16 protein-coding genes are annotated in these 17,388 nt (G+C 58.6%); 7 read left to right on the top strand and 9 right to left on the bottom strand.

The features are described from left to right. Window positions 1-33: 33 nt before the first annotated feature. Both V1603_RS10400 and V1603_RS10395 read left to right on the top strand, forming a co-directional pair. On the top strand, window positions 34-1,248 hold the full coding sequence (locus tag V1603_RS10400) for an MFS transporter (protein WP_395313880.1): 1,215 nt from the start codon (window positions 34-36) through the stop codon (window positions 1,246-1,248). Next, a complete protein-coding gene (locus V1603_RS10395; protein WP_395313879.1) occupies window positions 1,238-2,050 on the top strand; it encodes a Cof-type HAD-IIB family hydrolase in 813 nt (270 codons plus the stop codon). Before V1603_RS10400 ends, V1603_RS10395 begins: the two co-directional genes overlap by 11 nt. 89 nt (window positions 2,051-2,139) lie before the next feature. Here V1603_RS10395 and V1603_RS10390 read toward each other — a convergent pair whose 3' ends face one another. Beyond that, on the bottom strand, window positions 2,140-3,372 hold the full coding sequence (locus V1603_RS10390) for an MFS transporter (protein WP_163330810.1): 1,233 nt from the start codon (window positions 3,370-3,372) through the stop codon (window positions 2,140-2,142). A 168-nt stretch (window positions 3,373-3,540) separates the two neighbouring features. Here V1603_RS10390 and V1603_RS10385 point away from each other — a divergent pair, with 168 nt between their 5' ends. The 3 genes from V1603_RS10385 to deoR all read left to right on the top strand — a co-directional run bounded on the left by V1603_RS10385 (window position 3,541) and on the right by deoR (window position 5,712). After that, window positions 3,541-4,269 carry a phosphatase PAP2 family protein gene (locus V1603_RS10385; RefSeq protein ID WP_395313878.1) on the top strand — a complete coding sequence of 243 codons (729 nt, stop codon included), beginning with the start codon at window positions 3,541-3,543 and terminating at the stop codon, window positions 4,267-4,269. A 7-nt stretch (window positions 4,270-4,276) separates the two neighbouring features. After that, window positions 4,277-4,885 carry an undecaprenyl-diphosphate phosphatase gene (gene ybjG / locus V1603_RS10380; RefSeq protein ID WP_166710568.1) on the top strand — a complete coding sequence of 203 codons (609 nt, stop codon included), beginning with the start codon at window positions 4,277-4,279 and terminating at the stop codon, window positions 4,883-4,885. A 68-nt stretch (window positions 4,886-4,953) separates the two neighbouring features. After that, the gene (gene deoR / locus V1603_RS10375; protein WP_395313877.1) at window positions 4,954-5,712 is read left to right on the top strand and encodes a DNA-binding transcriptional repressor DeoR; all 759 of its coding nucleotides are present in this window, start codon (window positions 4,954-4,956) and stop codon (window positions 5,710-5,712) included. 67 nt (window positions 5,713-5,779) lie between these two features. Here the strand turns inward: deoR and dacC are convergent, their stop codons facing one another. Then, window positions 5,780-6,985 carry a serine-type D-Ala-D-Ala carboxypeptidase gene (dacC, locus tag V1603_RS10370; protein WP_116343419.1) on the bottom strand — a complete coding sequence of 402 codons (1,206 nt, stop codon included), beginning with the start codon at window positions 6,983-6,985 and terminating at the stop codon, window positions 5,780-5,782. A 241-nt stretch (window positions 6,986-7,226) separates the two neighbouring features. Here dacC and V1603_RS10365 point away from each other — a divergent pair, with 241 nt between their 5' ends. Further along, window positions 7,227-7,853 (top strand): glutathione S-transferase family protein, encoded by a 627-nt coding sequence (locus V1603_RS10365; protein WP_163330806.1) that lies wholly within the window; start codon window positions 7,227-7,229, stop codon window positions 7,851-7,853. On the opposite strand, the gene V1603_RS10360 is transcribed toward V1603_RS10365, so the two are convergent. Together V1603_RS10360 and bssR are read right to left on the bottom strand one after the other, a co-directional pair. Continuing rightward, a complete protein-coding gene (locus tag V1603_RS10360) occupies window positions 7,854-8,972 on the bottom strand; it encodes a PQQ-dependent sugar dehydrogenase (protein ID WP_163330805.1) in 1,119 nt (372 codons plus the stop codon). It lies immediately after the preceding gene. A 108-nt stretch (window positions 8,973-9,080) separates the two neighbouring features. Continuing rightward, window positions 9,081-9,464: a biofilm formation regulator BssR gene (gene bssR / locus V1603_RS10355; RefSeq protein ID WP_116343416.1), complete on the bottom strand. Its 384-nt coding sequence runs from the start codon at window positions 9,462-9,464 to the stop codon at window positions 9,081-9,083. A 216-nt stretch (window positions 9,465-9,680) separates the two neighbouring features. On the opposite strand from bssR, the gene rimO reads away from it, so the two are divergent. Beyond that, a complete protein-coding gene (gene rimO, locus V1603_RS10350) occupies window positions 9,681-11,006 on the top strand; it encodes a 30S ribosomal protein S12 methylthiotransferase RimO (protein WP_116343415.1) in 1,326 nt (441 codons plus the stop codon). A 108-nt stretch (window positions 11,007-11,114) separates the two neighbouring features. Here the strand turns inward: rimO and gsiD are convergent, their stop codons facing one another. From gsiD to iaaA, 5 genes are read right to left on the bottom strand one after another with little or no spacing between them, the layout of a single operon-like run. Beyond that, window positions 11,115-12,026: a glutathione ABC transporter permease GsiD gene (gene gsiD / locus V1603_RS10345; protein ID WP_163330804.1), complete on the bottom strand. Its 912-nt coding sequence runs from the start codon at window positions 12,024-12,026 to the stop codon at window positions 11,115-11,117. A 1-nt stretch (window position 12,027) separates the two neighbouring features. After that, a complete protein-coding gene (gene gsiC, locus V1603_RS10340) occupies window positions 12,028-12,948 on the bottom strand; it encodes a glutathione ABC transporter permease GsiC (protein WP_116343413.1) in 921 nt (306 codons plus the stop codon). A gap of 5 nt (window positions 12,949-12,953) precedes the next feature. Next, on the bottom strand, window positions 12,954-14,492 hold the full coding sequence (gene gsiB / locus V1603_RS10335; protein WP_395313876.1) for a glutathione ABC transporter substrate-binding protein GsiB: 1,539 nt from the start codon (window positions 14,490-14,492) through the stop codon (window positions 12,954-12,956). A gap of 23 nt (window positions 14,493-14,515) precedes the next feature. Beyond that, window positions 14,516-16,387, bottom strand: a complete 1,872-nt coding sequence (gene gsiA / locus V1603_RS10330) for a glutathione ABC transporter ATP-binding protein GsiA (RefSeq protein ID WP_395313875.1) — start codon at window positions 16,385-16,387, stop codon at window positions 14,516-14,518. Between the two features lie 11 nt (window positions 16,388-16,398). Next, window positions 16,399-17,337 carry a beta-aspartyl-peptidase gene (gene iaaA, locus V1603_RS10325; RefSeq protein ID WP_166710558.1) on the bottom strand — a complete coding sequence of 313 codons (939 nt, stop codon included), beginning with the start codon at window positions 17,335-17,337 and terminating at the stop codon, window positions 16,399-16,401. Between the last annotated feature and the right edge of the window lie 51 nt (window positions 17,338-17,388).

The following is a 17,388-nucleotide window of genomic DNA, read 5'->3' as shown; positions in this document are numbered from 1 at the left end:
TTGTCGCTATCGTTGTACTTCTGGTGCTCCCCAATGACGCTGACCTCTCCCCGTAAAGCCCTGCAGCTCCGCATGTGGGCGCTGTTTATGTTCTTCTTCATTCCCGGCCTGCTGATGGCCTCCTGGGCCACGCGCACCCCCGCCATTCGCGATATTTTGTCCGTTTCTACCGCTGAGATGGGCATCGTCCTGTTCGGCCTGTCGATAGGCTCCATGAGCGGCATTCTCTGCTCTGCCTGGCTGGTGAAGCGCTTCGGTACGCGGGCGGTGATCCGCACCACCATGTGCTTCGCGGTGTTCGGGATGGTGATATTAAGCGTGGCGCTATGGTTTGCCTCGCCGGTGCTGTTTGCCCTGGGGCTGACGGTATTTGGCGGCAGCTTCGGTTCGGCTGAGGTTGCCATCAACGTTGAAGGGGCGGCGGTCGAGCGCGAGATGAACAAAACCGTGCTGCCGATGATGCACGGCTTTTACAGCCTCGGCACCCTCGCCGGTGCGGGTGTGGGGATGGCGCTGACGGCCACCGGCGTGAGCGCGAATCTGCATATTCTGCTGGCGGCGCTGGTGTGCATCATTCCGATCCTGACCGGCATCCGGGCGATCCCGAACGGGACCGGCAAGAATTCCGCTGAAGAACAGCATTCGACGGAAAAAGGGCTACCCTTCTACCGCGATTTCCAGCTGATGCTCATCGGCGTGGTGGTGCTGGCGATGGCCTTCGCGGAAGGTTCCGCCAACGACTGGCTGCCGCTGCTGATGGTGGACGGTCACGGCTTTAGCCCGACCTCCGGTTCGCTGATTTACGCCGGGTTTACGCTGGGGATGACCGTCGGGCGCTTCACCGGCGGCTGGTTTATCGACCGCTACAGCCGCGTGGCGGTGGTGCGCGCCAGCGCCCTGCTGGGCGGCCTGGGTATTGCGATGATCGTCTTTGTGGACGTGGACTGGATTGCCGGGGTCTCGGTGATCCTCTGGGGTCTGGGCGCGTCGCTCGGCTTCCCGCTGACCATTTCAGCCGCCAGCGATACCGGCCCGGATGCCCCGACGCGCGTCAGCGTGGTGGCGACCACGGGCTATCTTGCCTTCCTGGTCGGGCCACCGCTGCTCGGCTTCCTCGGCGAGCACTACGGGCTGCGCAGCGCCATGCTGGTGGTATTAGGGTTGGTCATCATCGCGGCGCTGGTGGCGCGCGCGGTGGCAAAGCCGGAAACGAATCAAACGACACTGGAGAAGGGATATGAGCGTTAAACTGATCGCCGTCGACATGGATGGCACATTCCTGAGTGATGCCAAGACCTATAACCGCCCGCGCTTTCTGGGGCAGTATGCGCGCATGAAGGCGCAAGGCATTCGCTTCGCGGTCGCCAGCGGTAACCAGTATTACCAGCTGATCTCCTTTTTCCCGGAGATCGCGCATGAAATTGCGTTCGTCGCTGAAAACGGCGGCTGGGTGGTCGATGCCGGGGAAGATGTATTCAACGGCGAGCTGACAAAAGCGCATTTCAGCACCGTGGCCACCGTGTTGAATGATGTCCCCGGCATTGAGATTATCGCCTGCGGGAAAGGCAGCGCCTACACCCTTAAGGCCTATGACGATGCCTTCATTGATATCGCGTCAAAATATTATCACCGCCTCGAAAGGGTGCAGGATTTCGACAACGTGAACGACATCTTCTTCAAGTTCGGGCTCAACGTTTCCGATGATGAAATTCCGCGCATTCAGGCGCTGCTGCATGAAAAGCTGAGCGACATTATGGTGCCCGTCACCACCGGTCACGGCAGCATTGACCTGATTATCCCCGGCGTGCATAAAGCCAACGGTCTGCGGATCCTGCAAAAGCGCTGGGGCATAGACGATAGCGAAGTGGTTGCCTTCGGCGACAGCGGCAACGACGTGGAGATGCTGCGCCAGTCCGGGTTCAGCTTTGCGATGGCGAATGCCAGACCGCATATTAAAGCGGCGGCGCGTTTTGAAGCGCCACACAATAACGATGAAGGCGTTTTAAACGTGATTGAGAAGGTGCTGAACGGGGAGGCACCGTTTAATTGATACCGTGCGGTCTGGTGCCCTCACCCTAGCCCTCTCCCACAGGGAGAGGGGACTGTTCCGTGCACTCACACAGGGAAAGGGAATAAGAATTAAGGTTGCAGGGCGTTTCCGACGCGTTTGTCTTTCAGGAACACCACCATCAGGCCAACCCAAAGCACGCCGTTGGCGAGGTTAAACAGGCTGAACAGACCGTTGCCGCCCAGGGCGTAGGCATGCTTGCTCACTTCGATACCGACGGTAAAAATCAGCATCTGCAGCATCCCCATCGCCGCGGACACCGTGCCTTTACTCATCTCGCTCGCAAACAGCGTCAGGCGCACCAGGCCGGCGTTCGCCACGCCAATCCCGAAAGCATAAATACTCAGCCCCGCCGTCATCCACAAGTAGGCGTGGGATGACGCGACGGTCGCCACCGCAGCAAGAATCAGACCTGCCGCAATCGGCCAGCCGCCCATAATAATCAGGGAACGCACGGTGCGGCGAGACGTCAGACGGGCCAGTACCAGGTTACCGATAATCAGCGCGCCAAAGATCGGCACCTGCAGCAGGCCGTACTCGTAACTGCTGAGTTTTTCACCGCTGATGATTATCACCGGTGACTGCGCGATCCACGCCAGCAGCGGCAGGCTAACGAATCCGGTCGCCAGCGCCCCCGCCACAAAGCGGCCATTTTTCAGCACTGCTTTGTAATCCCGGCCCAGCTCTTTCAGCGAGAGTTTTTCGCCCAGACGGGTAGCCGTTTCCGGCATCGCACGGTGCAGGCCGAAGAACGCAATAGCGGCGAGAACGGCAAAGAGCACAAACATCCCTTCCCACGGTGCAACGTGCACCCATGCGGCCCCCACCAGCGGCCCGAGTAAGGGGGCGATCAGCGCCACGTTCGCCATCAGCGCGGTAATTTTGATACACACCGCCTCTTCAAACGACTCCTGAATGGCGGCATACCCCACGGCGCCAATAAAGCACAGGCTGACCCCCTGCAGGAAGCGCAGCAGGGTAAATTGCTCAATGTTTTGCGCCAGCAGCGTGGCAAGACAGGTGACGATAAACCACACCACCCCCGTCAGCATGACCGGACGGCGGCCAATACGATCCGACAGCGGGCCTAACAGCCACTGTAAAAACATGCCGCCGGCCAGGTAGGCGGTCATGGAGGTCGGCACCCACTCAATTCCCGCGTTGTACTGCTCCACAACGGCCAGCATACCGGGCTGGATCATATCGTTGCCGATATAGGTAGAGAATTCGTAGAGCACCAGACACAGGGGGAAAAGCAACGCCTGACGACCCAGACGTGAACCAGAAGTAGAACGGTTTAACATGCAATCTCTTTATGATGACAAAATCGCGACGAGTGTAATGAAATGCCGCAGCCCGAGATAGTAATTTATCGAGGATAAACAGAAATAAAGCACATATCGTCTTCGTTTAAGGTTTCCTTAAGTTGACAGATTTATGATAGCCCGATTATTCGTCAACGACCTCCTATTATGGCACTCACCTCCAGCCGTTCAGAATTGTCTAACTTACAGACAAATAAGACAAAACGACTTTACCGCTTACCGCCCCGCTTTTATGGTTATCAGCTTTTAGTGCTGATAGTCCTTGCCGTGGTGTTTACGTGGCTATCGCGCAATGAAGCACTCGACAGATGGATCACCGGCTTTTGGTATGACGCGGCGACACAGACTTTCCCGCTGCAGAAAGACCACCTGCTGGATCTGCTGAACCATCGTCTGGCGAAGTACATTGCGATCGCCTTAGGCGCCGTGGCGCTGTTTTACGGCGCTTATAAACGTAATGCAAGGCTGGTCACCGCTGCGCTGCTGATGGGGCTTGGCGCGCTGGTGGTCGGCGTGCTGAAAAGCATGAGCCACCATAGCTGTCCGTGGGATCTGGTGGAATATGGCGGTAAGGCCGTGTCTTACCCTCTGTTCAGTTCCGTTCCGGCAGACAGCGGTCCGGGGCGCTGTTTCCCAGGAGGTCATTCCTCCAGCGGCTTTATGGTGATGGGGCTGTTTTTTGCCTTCTGGCGCGAGCGTCCGCGTCTCGCCTGGAGTTTTGTTGCCCTCGGCGTGCTGCTCGGTCTGGCGATGGGTTTCGGCCAGGTCATGCGCGGGGCACATTTTTTCTCTCACAACCTGTGGGCCGGGTGGTGGGTCTGGTTTTCCCAGGTGGCAGTCTACGGGCTGGTTTCCACCCGGTTTGCAAAAGAGTGATAACGCTATGCTAGAGAATCTGAATTATCAGCTGTTTTATCTGATCAACGCCACCCCGGCCTCGCCAGAGTGGATGATCGATTTTGCCACCTTTCTGGCGAAAGACCTTATCAGTATTGTGCCTGCGCTGGCAGCCATTCTCTGGCTGTGGGGGCCCCGCAGCCAGGTCAAGGCGCAGCGCCAGCTGGTGATTAAAGTGGCGATGGCACTCGGAGTAAGCGTACTGGTCAGCTATATTCTCGGCCACGCGTTCCCGCACGATCGTCCGTTTGTCGATCGCATCGGCTATACCTTCCTGCACCACGCGCCGGATGACTCCTTCCCAAGCGATCACGGTACGGTTATCTTCACCTTTGCACTGGCTTTCCTGTTCTGGCATCGCCTGTGGTCTGGTGCAGTCCTGATGGTGGCGGCGCTGGCAATCGCCTGGTCTCGCGTTTACCTGGGCGTTCACTGGCCGCTCGATATGGTGGGCGGTTTCCTGGTCGGGCTGATTGGCTGCGTGAGCGCGGCTATCCTGTGGAGCCTCTTCGGTGAAGCGCTCTACCGCACGCTGTCTTCACTCTATCGTGCCATTTTCGCTATCCCGATCCGCAAAGGCTGGATACGTGACTAACCCCAACCTGACAGGTTACACTTGAACCCCCGCCCTGCGGGGGTTCACTTTTTTTATCCCGAGGAACTATGGAAACACGTCGCGATGACCGCATTGCTCAGCTGCTACAGGCGCTGAAGCGCAGCGATAAGCTGCATCTTAAGGAAGCCGCCAACCTCCTCGGCGTCTCAGAGATGACCATTCGTCGGGATCTGAACAGCGAAAGCGCTCCCGTGGTGCTGCTGGGCGGGTATATTGTGCTTGAGCCGCGTAGCGCCAGCCATTATCTGATCAGCGACCAGAAGACGCGGCTGGTGGACGAGAAACGCAAAGCCGCGCGCCTTGCGGCCACGCTGGTACAGCCGCACCAGACGCTGTTTTTTGACTGCGGAACGACCACGCCGTGGATTATCGAAGCCATCGACAGCAGCATTCCCTTTACCGCCGTGTGCTACTCCCTCAACACCTTTCTGGCGCTTCAGGAGAAACCCGAGTGCAGGGTAATCCTCTGCGGCGGCGAGTTTCACGCCAGCAACGCCATCTTCAAGCCGCTTAACCTGCAGGACACGCTCAGCAATTTATGCCCGGACATCGCGTTTTATTCTGCCGCAGGCGTGAACGTGCGCCAGGGTGCAACCTGCTTTAATCTGGAAGAGCTGCCGGTGAAGCACTGGGCGTTAAGCGCCGCGCAGTACCATGTGCTGGTGGTCGATCACAGCAAGTTTGGCAAGGTGCGTTCGGCAAGAATGGGCGAGCTGGCGCAGTTTGACGCCATCGTCAGCGATTGCCGCCCGGACGACGAGATCGTAGCCCATGCAAAGGCGCAGCAGGTGAAGTTGATGTATTAAGAGGGGTGCGGCCTGACGCCCTCACCCCGGCCCTCTCCCAAAGGGAGAGGGAGAAAACCCACAAGGTTTAACTAAACCAGCTGCCAAACCACCCGTGGAATTTCATCAACACGAAATCCCACATCCGGCTAAAGAAACCGCCCTCTTCTACCGCTTCCATCACAATCAGCGGACGCTGTTCAATCGACTTGCCGTTTAGCTGGAAATCAATCGTCCCGACCACCTGGCCTTTTTTCAGCGGCGCGGTGAGCTGTGGGTCAGTCAGGGTATAGCTGGCCTTCAGGTTTTTCAGCTGGCCGCGCGGAATGGTCACGGAACCGGCCTCACCTGCCCCCAGATTCACCTCGCTCTTGTCACCAAACCAGACGCGCTGGCTGACGAACGTGGCATCCGGTTTAATCGGCGTCACGGTTTCATAGAAGCGGAAGCCCCAGGTCAGCAGTTTTTCTGATTCATTAAAGCGGATGCGGTCGGTTTTGGTGCCCAGCACCACCGAGATCAGACGCATATCGCCCTGCGTCGCGGAGGCCACCAGGTTATAGCCCGCACCGGCCGTAGTGCCGGTCTTCATTCCGTCCACGTTGACGTTGCTGCTCCACAGCAGACGGTTGCGGTTCGGCTGGCGAATTTTGTTGAAGGTAAACTCTTTCTCTTTGTGGATGGCGTATTCATCCGGCACGTCATGGATCAGCGCTTTCCCCAGCAGCGCCATGTCGCGCGCGGTACTGAATTGTCCCGGCGCATCCAGACCGTGAACCGTTTTGAAGGTGGTGTTGGTTAAGCCGAGCTTCTGCGCATAGCCATTCATTAAACCAATGAAAGAATCCTGGCTGCCGGCAACGTAATCGGCCAGCGCGATGCACGCATCATTTCCCGACTGAATGATTACCCCTTTATTCAGATCGGAGACGGAGACCTGATCGCCAGGCTTCAGGAACATCACCGACGAGCCGCGCAGCGCCGGGTTACCGGTCGCCCAGGCATCCTTCCCGATGGTAACCATATCGTCCAGCTTGATCTTGCCCGCTTTTAACGCCTGCCCGACGACATAGCTGGTCATGATTTTGGTCAGGCTCGCCGGATCGAGTTTCTCATCGGCATTGCCTTCCGCCAGCACTTTACCGCTGGAATAATCCATCAGTATCCAGGCGCGCGCGTCCACTGGCGGCGCTTCGGGCGCAGCCTGTTCAGCCGCGTAGAGCGTTGGTGCAAACAGGAAAAGGAGCGCAGAGCCTGCCGCCAGGCTGCGCAGAGAAGTCATTTTTCGCGTCATAAATGCCACCCGAGTGTCCATTCAAAAATTACGTCACATCACCGTGTCGCAAGAAGCGATGAGTAATAGCGCACTAAAACGGTTAAAGAAACCCAACGAGGGTAAAGTTATTAAAGTTTATGCAATAACATTCATTTACGCTTTGATTCAGGCGATTTTTTTGTCTTCTGTTGCGTAATTGTTAGGTTTATCTCACCATGGCGAAAAGCCGACCCGGATTCACATCTCATCAGGAGAAAATATGATTACGCTGTGGGGCAGGAACAATTCGACCAACGTTAAGAAAGTGCTCTGGACGCTGGAAGAGCTGGATTTACCGTTTAATCAAATCATGGCTGGAATGGCGTTTGGCGTGAACAAAGAGGCCGACTATCTGGCCATGAACCCGAACGGCCTGGTGCCGCTGCTGCGCGATGACGAAACAGACGCGACGCTTTGGGAGTCCAACACCATTGTGCGTTACCTCGCCGCCCAGTACGGTCTTGGCCGCCTGTGGGTTGAAAACCCGGCGCAGCGCGCCCAGGGTGAGAAGTGGATGGACTGGGCAAACCAGACGCTCTCCCCCGTTCACCGCGTGATCCTGATGGGGCTGGTGAGGACCCCTGAAGCCGAGCGCGACTACCCTGCTATTCATGCCGCGCAGGATGCCTGCGAAAACCTGTTTGCCATGATGGATGACGAACTGGCGAACCACGCCTGGTTCTCCGGTGAGGCGTTCGGCGTGGGTGATATTGCCGTTGCGCCGTTCGTCTGGAACCTGACCAACCTCGGTCTGAAGTGGACCCCGCGCCCGCACCTTGAGCGCTGGCTTAAACAGCTGAGCGATCGCCCGGCATACCGTAACGTGGTGATGATCCCGGTCACCTGATTACGCTCCGGACGGGCTGACTTTCAACAGCTGCCCGTCCGTTTCATCCGTCAGTACATACAGATACCCGTCCGGCCCGACCCGCACGTCGCGAATGCGCTGTTCCCGGTCGCCCAGGATCCGACCGTCCTCCGTGACCCTGTTGCCGTCCACGCTCAGCACGATAACGTCCTTCTCCTTCAGTGCGCCGATAAACAGCTTGTTTTTCCACTGCGGGAACACGTCGCTGTTGTAGAACGCCATGCCGCTGACGGCGGGTGACACTTTCCAGACAAACAGTGGCTTCTCCGCGCCCTCAACGTGCTCGCCTTTGGCCTCCGGGATTTTCAGCCCGCTGTAGTTGATGCCGTGCGTCGCCAGCGGCCAGCCGTAATTTTTGCCCTTCTCCGGGATGTTGATTTCATCCCCGCCGCGCGGGCCGTGCTCGTTCAGCCACAGCGTGTCGCTCCACGGGTTCATCGCCATTCCCTGCGGGTTGCGAATACCATAAGACCAGATTTCAGGCCGCGCGCCGGAGGTATTCACAAACGGGTTATCCGGCGGCACTTTGCCGTCTTCGGTGAGGCGCACCACTTTACCCTGCAGCTTGTCCAGATCCTGCGCCGTCGGGCGCTGGTTGTTCTCGCCGAGTCCGATAAAGAGATACCCTTTTCCGTCGAACACCAGTCGCCCGCCAAAATGGTTTCCGGTAGAGAGTTTCGGCATCTGGCGGAACACCACCTGAAATCCCTCGATGCGGGAAAAATCGTCGCTCAGGCGGCCATAGCCCACCGCCGTTCCGGCCTTGCCGTCCTGCCCGGCTTCGGCATAGCTCAGCCAGACGCGACGCGACTTTTCAAAATCCGGCGCCAGCACCACGTCCAGCAGTCCTCCCTGGCCGTTCGCCCACACCTTCGGCACGCCGACAATGGGATCGGAAAGCCCTTTCCCGGCCTGCCAGCGCTTGAGCTGCCCGCCCTTAAGGGTGACCAGTAAACCGTTATTGCCCGGCAGGAACGCCATCGACCACGGGTGATCGAGTCGGTTTTGCAGCACCTCAACCTTCACCGCCTCTGGCGCGGCAATAAGCGAAAACGGAATGAATAACGCAGGCAGGAAAATCAACGAGGATCGAGGCATAACGCGCTCCTTTTTCGGCATATGGCATAAAGATTAGCCATTACCTCCGGGCGCGTTACCACTTTTACAAAAGCTTAATCAGATGGGGGGAGTTGTCTCCCCCCGGGCTCAGTGCTGTGAAAGCGTCTCGTGCTTATTCAGGCACATGATGCAAAGAGAGAGCGTTGTCAGGCAGTTTTCAAGCTTCTCCGCGTTAACAGCAATAAAATTCGGGCAGTCGTGGCGTCCGTTCATCAAACATACCCCTGCAATGGAGAGCACCTCAGCGGCACGGCGCAGCGCCATTAGCTCGCATTCATCGTATTCCGCCTTCAGGGTCGGTGCTTTTTCACGCATGAAATTACACAGTTCAAACAGGTTATCACGCAGATGTTCGCTTTCGCTGACTGACATATAGCCCTTTGCCTTCCTGAGTTGCAGATAGGCGGCCAGGTCGATTCGGGCGTTGATCAGCTTGTTAAGCAGATCGCGTTTCAGTCTGTCAACGGACATGCTATTTCCTCCTCTGTCAGCCATGTTGCACATTCAGAATAAGTTCATTTTTTGTACAGCTTAATGCCTGAGATCAATTATTCTTAACCAATTAACATTATTTACAATGTTACAACCTCTACCCGGCCCATCCCGCTTGCAAAGAGTGTATAAATCCCACGCGATACGCTGTAAAATCCCGCCCTGATAACTCCATAATTGATGAATTTTTAACCTATGAGCAATGTTACGCACCAGCCGAAAATCGGCTTCGTCTCCCTGGGCTGCCCGAAAAACCTGGTGGATTCCGAACGCATCCTGACCGAACTGCGCACCGAAGGCTATGACGTGGTGCCAAGCTACGACAACGCCGATATGGTGATCGTGAACACCTGTGGCTTTATCGACAGCGCGGTGCAGGAGTCACTGGAAGCCATCGGTGAAGCCCTGACCGAAAACGGCAAAGTGATCGTGACCGGCTGTCTGGGTGCGAAAGAAGACCAGATCCGCGAAGTGCACCCGAAGGTGCTGGAGATCACCGGCCCGCACAGCTACGAGCAGGTGCTGCAACATGTTCATCACTACGTGCCAAAACCCAAGCACAACCCGTTCCTGAGCCTGGTGCCGGAACAGGGCGTGAAGCTGACGCCGCGTCACTACGCTTACTTAAAAATTTCCGAAGGCTGCAACCATCGCTGCACCTTCTGCATTATCCCGTCCATGCGTGGCGATCTGGTGAGCCGTCCGATTGGCGAAGTGCTGGCGGAAGCGAAACGCCTGGCCGACGCGGGCGTGAAGGAGCTGCTGGTGATTTCCCAGGACACCTCCGCGTACGGCGTGGACGTTAAGCACCGCTCCGGGTTCCACAACGGCGAGCCGGTGAAAACCAGCATGGTGGGCCTGTGCGAGCAGCTGTCTAAACTGGGTATCTGGACGCGTCTGCACTACGTCTACCCGTACCCGCACGTTGACGACGTGATCCCGCTGATGGCGGAAGGCAAAATCCTGCCATACCTGGATATCCCGCTGCAGCACGCCAGTCCGCGTATCCTGAAGCTGATGAAGCGCCCTGGCTCGGTTGACCGCCAGCTGGCGCGCATCAAGCAGTGGCGCGAGATCTGCCCGGAATTGACCCTGCGCTCCACCTTCATCGTCGGCTTCCCGGGTGAAACCGAAGAAGACTTCCAGATGCTGCTCGACTTCCTGAAAGAAGCGCGTCTTGACCGCGTCGGCTGCTTCAAATACAGCCCGGTAGAAGGCGCAACCGCCAACGAGCTGGCGGACCAGGTGCCGGAAGAGGTGAAAGAAGAGCGCTGGAACCGCTTCATGCAGCTGCAACAGCAGATCTCTGCCGAGCGTCTGCAGGAAAAAGTGGGCCGCGAAATTATGGTCATCATCGACGAAGTGGACGAAGAAGGCGCGATTGGCCGCAGCATGGCGGACGCCCCTGAAATCGACGGCGCGGTGTACCTGAATGGCGAAACCAGCGTTAAGCCGGGCGATATTATTCGCGTGAAGGTTGAAAACGCCGACGAGTATGACCTGTGGGGTAGCCGGGTTTAATTACATTCCCCTCACCCCGGCCCTCTCCCCAAAGGGGCGAGGGGGAAAACCGCACCGAGCAGTCCCCTCTCCCCTCCGGGGAGAGGGTTAGGATGAGGGGCAATAAACCTACCCCTTTATCCTCGGATCCAGCGCGTCGCGCAGCCCGTCCCCCAGCAAATTAAACGCCAGCACGGTCAGAAAAATCGCCAGACTCGGGAAGATCGCCACGTGCGGCGCAATCACCATATCCGCCCTCGCCTCGTTCAGCATCGCGCCCCACTCCGGCGTCGGTGGCTGAGCCCCCAACCCTAAAAACGACAGGCTGGCCGCCGAGATAATCGACACCCCGATACGCATGGTGAAATAGACCACGATGGACGATACCGTGCCCGGCAGAATATGGCTAAAGAGGATGGTAGCGTCGCTTGCCCCCATGCTGCGGGCGGATTCGATAAAGGTTTGCTGTTTCAGCACCAGCGTGTTGCCGCGCACCAGGCGGGCAAAGGCCGGTATCGAAAAGACCGCGACGGCGATAATCACGTTCGCCATACCACTGCCCATGATCGCCACCACGGCAATCGCCAGCAGAATGCCGGGGAAGGCAAACAGCACGTCGCAGATGCGCATGATGATGCGGTCCCACCAGCCTTCGTAATACCCGGCGACAAGCCCCAGCACGGTCCCGATAGCCGCGCCGATCAGCACCGCGAACACTCCGGCGGCGAGAGAAATCTGCGCCCCCACCAGCACGCGGCTGAAGATATCGCGACCGAGGGAGTCCACGCCGAACCAGTGCAGCATCGAGGGGCCGTCGTTCAGACGGTCGTAGTCAAAATAGTTCTCCGCATCAAACGGCGCCACCCAGGGCGCAACGATCGCCACCGCGATCAGCAGCAGCACAAACAGCCCCGCCGCCATCGCGACCGGCTGACGGCGAAAACGCCGCCAGAATTCGGACCACGGCGTGCGGACATGCTCCGGTTTCAGCCCCGGCATCGCGCTCAAAACGGCCTGACGCCGCCAGTTCAACAATCGCATCTTACTTATACCTGATGGCCGGGTTAATGGCGGCGTAGAGCACGTCCACCACTAAGTTGATAAGAATAAACTCCAGCGAGAAAAGCAGGACTTCCGCCTGAATCACCGGGTAGTCGCGCATCTCGACGGAATCGACCAGCAGGCGCCCCAGCCCCGGCCAGTTGAAGACCTTTTCCACGACAATAGAGCCACCCAGCAGGAAGCCAAACTGCAGCCCCATCATCGTCACCACCGGGATCATCGCATTGCGGAACCCGTGCTTGAGAATGACCCACTTCTCGCTGACCCCTTTCGCCCGCGCAGTGCGAATATAATCTTCGCTAAGCACGTCCACGAACGAGGCGCGGGTAAAGCGGGCCATCACTGCCGACACGGCCGCGCCCAGCGTCATGGAGGGCAGAATATAATGCTTCCAGGTATCGGCCCCGACGGTCGGCAGCCAGCCCAGCTCGACGGAGAAGATCTGCATCAGCAGCATCCCCAGCGCGAACGCCGGGAAGGAGATGCCGGTCACCGCCAGCGCCATGCCGAGCTTGTCCGGCCAGCGGTTGCGCCAGACGGCCGCGACAATCCCGGCGCCAAGCCCAAACACCACCGCCCAGCTCATGCTGGCTATCGTTAACCAGAACGTCGGCATAAAGCGGCTGGCAATCTCCTCCGACACCGGACGGCGCGACACCATCGAGATACCAAAATCGCCCTGCAGAACGTTGCAGATATAATGGATGAACTGCATATACAGCGGCTGGTCGAGGCCAAGCTGCTTACGCACCAGGTCAATGACGGTGGCATCCGCTTCAGGCCCGGCAACCAGACGCGCCGGATCGCCCGGCAGCATATGGACAAACAGAAACACCAGCACCGCCACAATCAGCAGCGTCGGGATAAGCCCCAGCAGGCGTTTACAAACATAGTTCAGCATGAGGTTTATTTTAAATCCGCATCGTCAAAGCTAAAGCCCGTGTCCGGCATGATGTAGAACCCGGTCAACGCTTTGTTATGGGCTGACACCAGTTTCTCCACCACCAGCGGCACCCACGGCGACTCTTTCCAGATAATATCCTGCGCGTCTTTGTAGAGGCGCGCTTTCTCTTCCGGTTTGGTGGTTTTCAGGGCATCGGCCAGGTCTTTGTCCACCTGCGGATTGCTGTAAAACGCGGTGTTGAACAAGGTTGGCGGCCAGTTCTGCGAGGCAAACAGCGGCGACAGCGCCCAGTCGGCTTCACCGGTCGAGGCTGACCAGCCGGTGTAGAACATCCGCACGCCGCTCTCTTTCTGCCCTTTCCCCTCCACTTCTGCCGCACGCTGCCCGGCATCCATCGCGGTGACCTGCGCCTTAATCCCCACCTGCGCCAGCTGCTGCTGGGTAAACTGCAGCACCTTCTGGGCAGTACTGTGATTATGCGACGACCACAGCGTGGTGCTGAAACCGTTCGGGAAGCCCGCCTCTTTCAGCAACTCGCGCGCTTTTGCCGGATCGTACGGCCACGGCTGATAGCTATGCGCATAGGCGATAGCCGGCGGCAGCACGCCGGTCGCCGGGGTGGCATAGCCGGCAAAAGCGACCTTCACCAGCGCCTGCCGGTTAATGGCATAGTTGATGGCCTCACGCACCTTCGGATTATCGAATGGCTTTTGCGTGACGTTCATGCTGATGTAGCGCTGCATGATCGACGGGCTGGCAACCAGCTCCAGCTTGCTGTTTTTCTGCAGAATGGCGGCCTGCTCGTACGGGATCGGGAAGGCAAACTGCGCCTCGCCGGTTTGCAGCATCGCCGCGCGGGTGTTGTTGTCCACCACCGGACGCCAGGTGATGGTGTCCAGCTTCGGCAGCCCTTTCTGCCAGTATCCCGCGAATTTCTTCACCTTCACAAAATCGGTCTGGTTCCAGGTGAGCAATTCGTAAGGACCAGTGCCAACAGGATGGAAGCCGATCTCCTTGCCGTATTTTTTCAGCGCGGCAGGGGCAATCATCGCCGTTGCCGGATGCGCCAGAATATTGATAAACGCGGAGAACGGCTCTTTCAGGGTGATTTTTACCGTCGCCGGGTCGACCACCTCGGTGCTGGCGATATTTTTATACAGGTTATAGCGCTTGAGGCTATTTTCCGGATTGCTGGCGCGATCGAGGTTAACCTTCACCGCCTCCGCATTGAAATCTGTCCCGTCCTGGAACTTCACGCCGGTTCTGAGCTTGATGGTATAAACCAGCCCGTCTTCGGACACGGTGTATCCCTCCGCCAGCACGTTTTTAAGCTTCATCTCTTTATCCAGGCCAAACAGGCCCTGATAGAACGATTTTGCCACCGCCTGAGAGAGCGTGTCGTTGGCGTCGTACGGATCGAGCGTGGTGAAGTTGGAGCCGACGGCGACCACCACATCTTTGGCGGCGAACGCGGGGGCAGCGGCCAGGGCTGCCGTCACGCTCGCGGCTAACAACCATCTACGCGCTACAAAAGTAACCATTGTGTTCTCCTGCCTGTTGTAAGTTATAACCGCGAAAATGCATTGTCCTGACGCGGGGGAGCCACGAAGTGGCCAGAACCGACCTCGCGCAGCGTCACGCGCTCCACGGCCTCGCCGCGTTTACGTATGTTGCTCGGCATTTCATCCTGCAGCAGCACGCGCTGGCCGTGACGGTGCGCCGGATCGGCAACCGGGACCGCCGCGATAAGCTTGCGGGTATACGGATGCTGCGGGTTTTCAAACACCGCCCTTCGCGGCCCAATCTCGACTATTTGCCCCATAAACATCACCGCCACACGGTGGCTGATGCGTTCTACCACCGCCATATCGTGCGAGATAAACAGGAAGGCAATTCCCATATCCCGCTGTAAATCCAGCAACAGGTTGATAATTTGCGCCCTAATGGAAACATCCAGCGCCGAGACGGACTCATCGGCAATCACCACCTTCGGGTTCAGCGCCAGCGCGCGGGCGATGCAGATACGCTGCCGCTGTCCGCCGGAAAACTCGTGCGGATAACGCCAGGCGTGTTCCGGCTTCAGGCCGACGCGCTCCAGCAGCCAGGCCACGCGGCGCTGTGCCGCCTCGCCGTCGAGCAGGTTATGTACCCGCAGCGGCTCCATGATCGAATACCCCACCGTGTGGCGCGGGTCGAGAGAGGCATACGGATCCTGGAAGATAAACTGAATATCCCGCCGCACCGCCTGTAATTTGTTATCTGGCAGGGTGTCGATACGTTCACCGTTAAAGGTTATCGTCCCCTCCTGCGTCTCCACGAGCCTGAGCAGCGCCCGCCCGGTGGTGGATTTCCCGCAGCCGGACTCCCCCACCAGCGCCAGCGTTTCGCCCGGCCAGAGATCGAAACTGACGTTTTCCACCGCGTGCACTTCGCGCTTCACGCGGTTGAAAATTCCGCTGCGCAGCGGAAAGCGGGTCACCAGATCGCGCACTTCGAGTATCGGCTTGCCCGGCACCACGGTGTCCTGCTCGCGCTCATCCTCCTGCGGCTCAGACGCCTCGAGAGAAATCAGGGGGAAGCGGCGCGGCAAATCGCTGCCGTTCATCGCCCCCAGGCGCGGTACCGCCGCCAGCAGCGCTTTGGTATAAGGATGAACCGGCGCGTGAAAGATCTGCTCGACCGGGCCGGTTTCCACCGCGCTGCCCTTGTGCATGACCAGCACCCGATCGGCAATATCGGCGACCACGCCCATATCGTGAGTGATAAAGATCACCCCCATCTCCATCTCCTGCTGCAGCACTTTGATGAGCTGCAGGATCTGCGCCTGAATCGTCACGTCCAGCGCCGTCGTCGGTTCATCGGCAATCAGCACCGCCGGACGGCAGGAGAGCGCCATGGCAATCATCACCCGCTGGCGCATGCCGCCGGAGAGCTGATGTGGGTAGCGCCCCAGAATGGCCTGCGCCTCCGGAATGCGCACCAGCTCCAGCATCCGTCGGGCCTCTTTCAGCGCCTCATCGCCGCTCAGACCCTGATGCAGCCGGATGGACTCGGCAATTTGCTCCCCGACCGGGAAAACCGGGTTGAGCGAGGTCATTGGCTCCTGGAAGATCATGGCGATATCCGCCCCGCGCACGCCCTGCATCTGTGAGGCGCTCAGATCGTTTAAGTCAATAACCTGACGATTGCGGCGGCGCAGGAGTAGCTTTTCGCTGGATATTTGCCCGCCCGTTTGCTCCAGCAGGCGCATCAATGCCAGTGCGGTAACCGACTTACCGGAACCAGACTCGCCGACAATCGCCAGCGTTTCGCCGCGATTCAGCGAAAACGATAAATTCTGTACTGCGGGGATGAACTGCCGCTCCTCCTGAAACGCAATATTCAGCTGATGGACAGCCAGTACCTGACGATTGTCCAACTCTTCACTGTGCGGCACGCGCTGCCCCCTTATTCACGATAGATGCCCGTGCTCGGCTCATCACCGGCGTAACCCCAGGCGCGATACATCCCTTCGCTGTTAAACGGCAGAGCCACGTTGCCCTCACGATCCACGGCAATGAGCCCGCCGACGCCGCCCAGGGCAGGCAGTTTCTCCATCACCACGCGCTCGCAGGCTTCGCTCAGGCTTAAGCCGCCGTAATCCATCAGCGCGGTGATGTCGTAGGCCGCCAGGGCGCGAATAAACACATCCCCGGTGCCGGTACACGACACCGCCGCCGTGGCGTTATTGGCATAGCAGCCGGCGCCCGGCAGCGGGCTGTCGCCGACGCGTCCGGGCAGCTTGTTGGTCATCCCGCCCGTTGACGTCGCCGCCGCGAGGTTTCCGGCCTTATCCAGCGCCACCGCGCCGACCGTGCCCATTTTGGTTGTTTCATCAAGCGGCGCACTATGGTCAAGCTGCGTCATGCCCGCCGTTCGGGCTTCCAGCAGCTGCTGATAGCGTTCTTCCGTGGAAAACAGATCCGGCGATACCGGTTCCATGCCGTGCTCAAAGGCAAATTTCTCCGCCCCGGCGCCCGCCAGCAAAACGTGCGGGCTCTCCTCCATCACCAGTCGCGCCGCCAGCACCGGATTTCGCAGATGGCTCACACCCGCCACGGCGCCCGCCTTCAGGGTGACGCCGTCCATCACGCAGGCATCCAGCTCGTGGGTTTCATCCCGGGTAAAGACCGAACCGATTCCGGCATTAAAGAGCGGACACTCTTCCAGCAGGCGCACCGCCTCGGTGACCACATCCAGCGCGCTCTCGCCCGCTTCCAGCATTTGCTGGCCCGTTTCCACAATGGCGTACAGCGCGTCAATGTAGCGCTTTTCCTGCTCGGGGCTGAGCTGTGCACGGGTGATTGCCCCGGCGCCACCATGAATTGCGATTACCGCATTAACCATTCGCATCACCCGTTAGCCTGATTTGCGGCTTTTTCTATAAATATCATTATC

The organism is Enterobacter sp. ECC-219 (genome assembly GCF_043966805.1).
Taxonomy (GTDB): domain Bacteria; phylum Pseudomonadota; class Gammaproteobacteria; order Enterobacterales; family Enterobacteriaceae; genus Enterobacter; species Enterobacter cloacae_N.
This window is presented reverse-complemented; position numbering and strand designations above follow the sequence as displayed.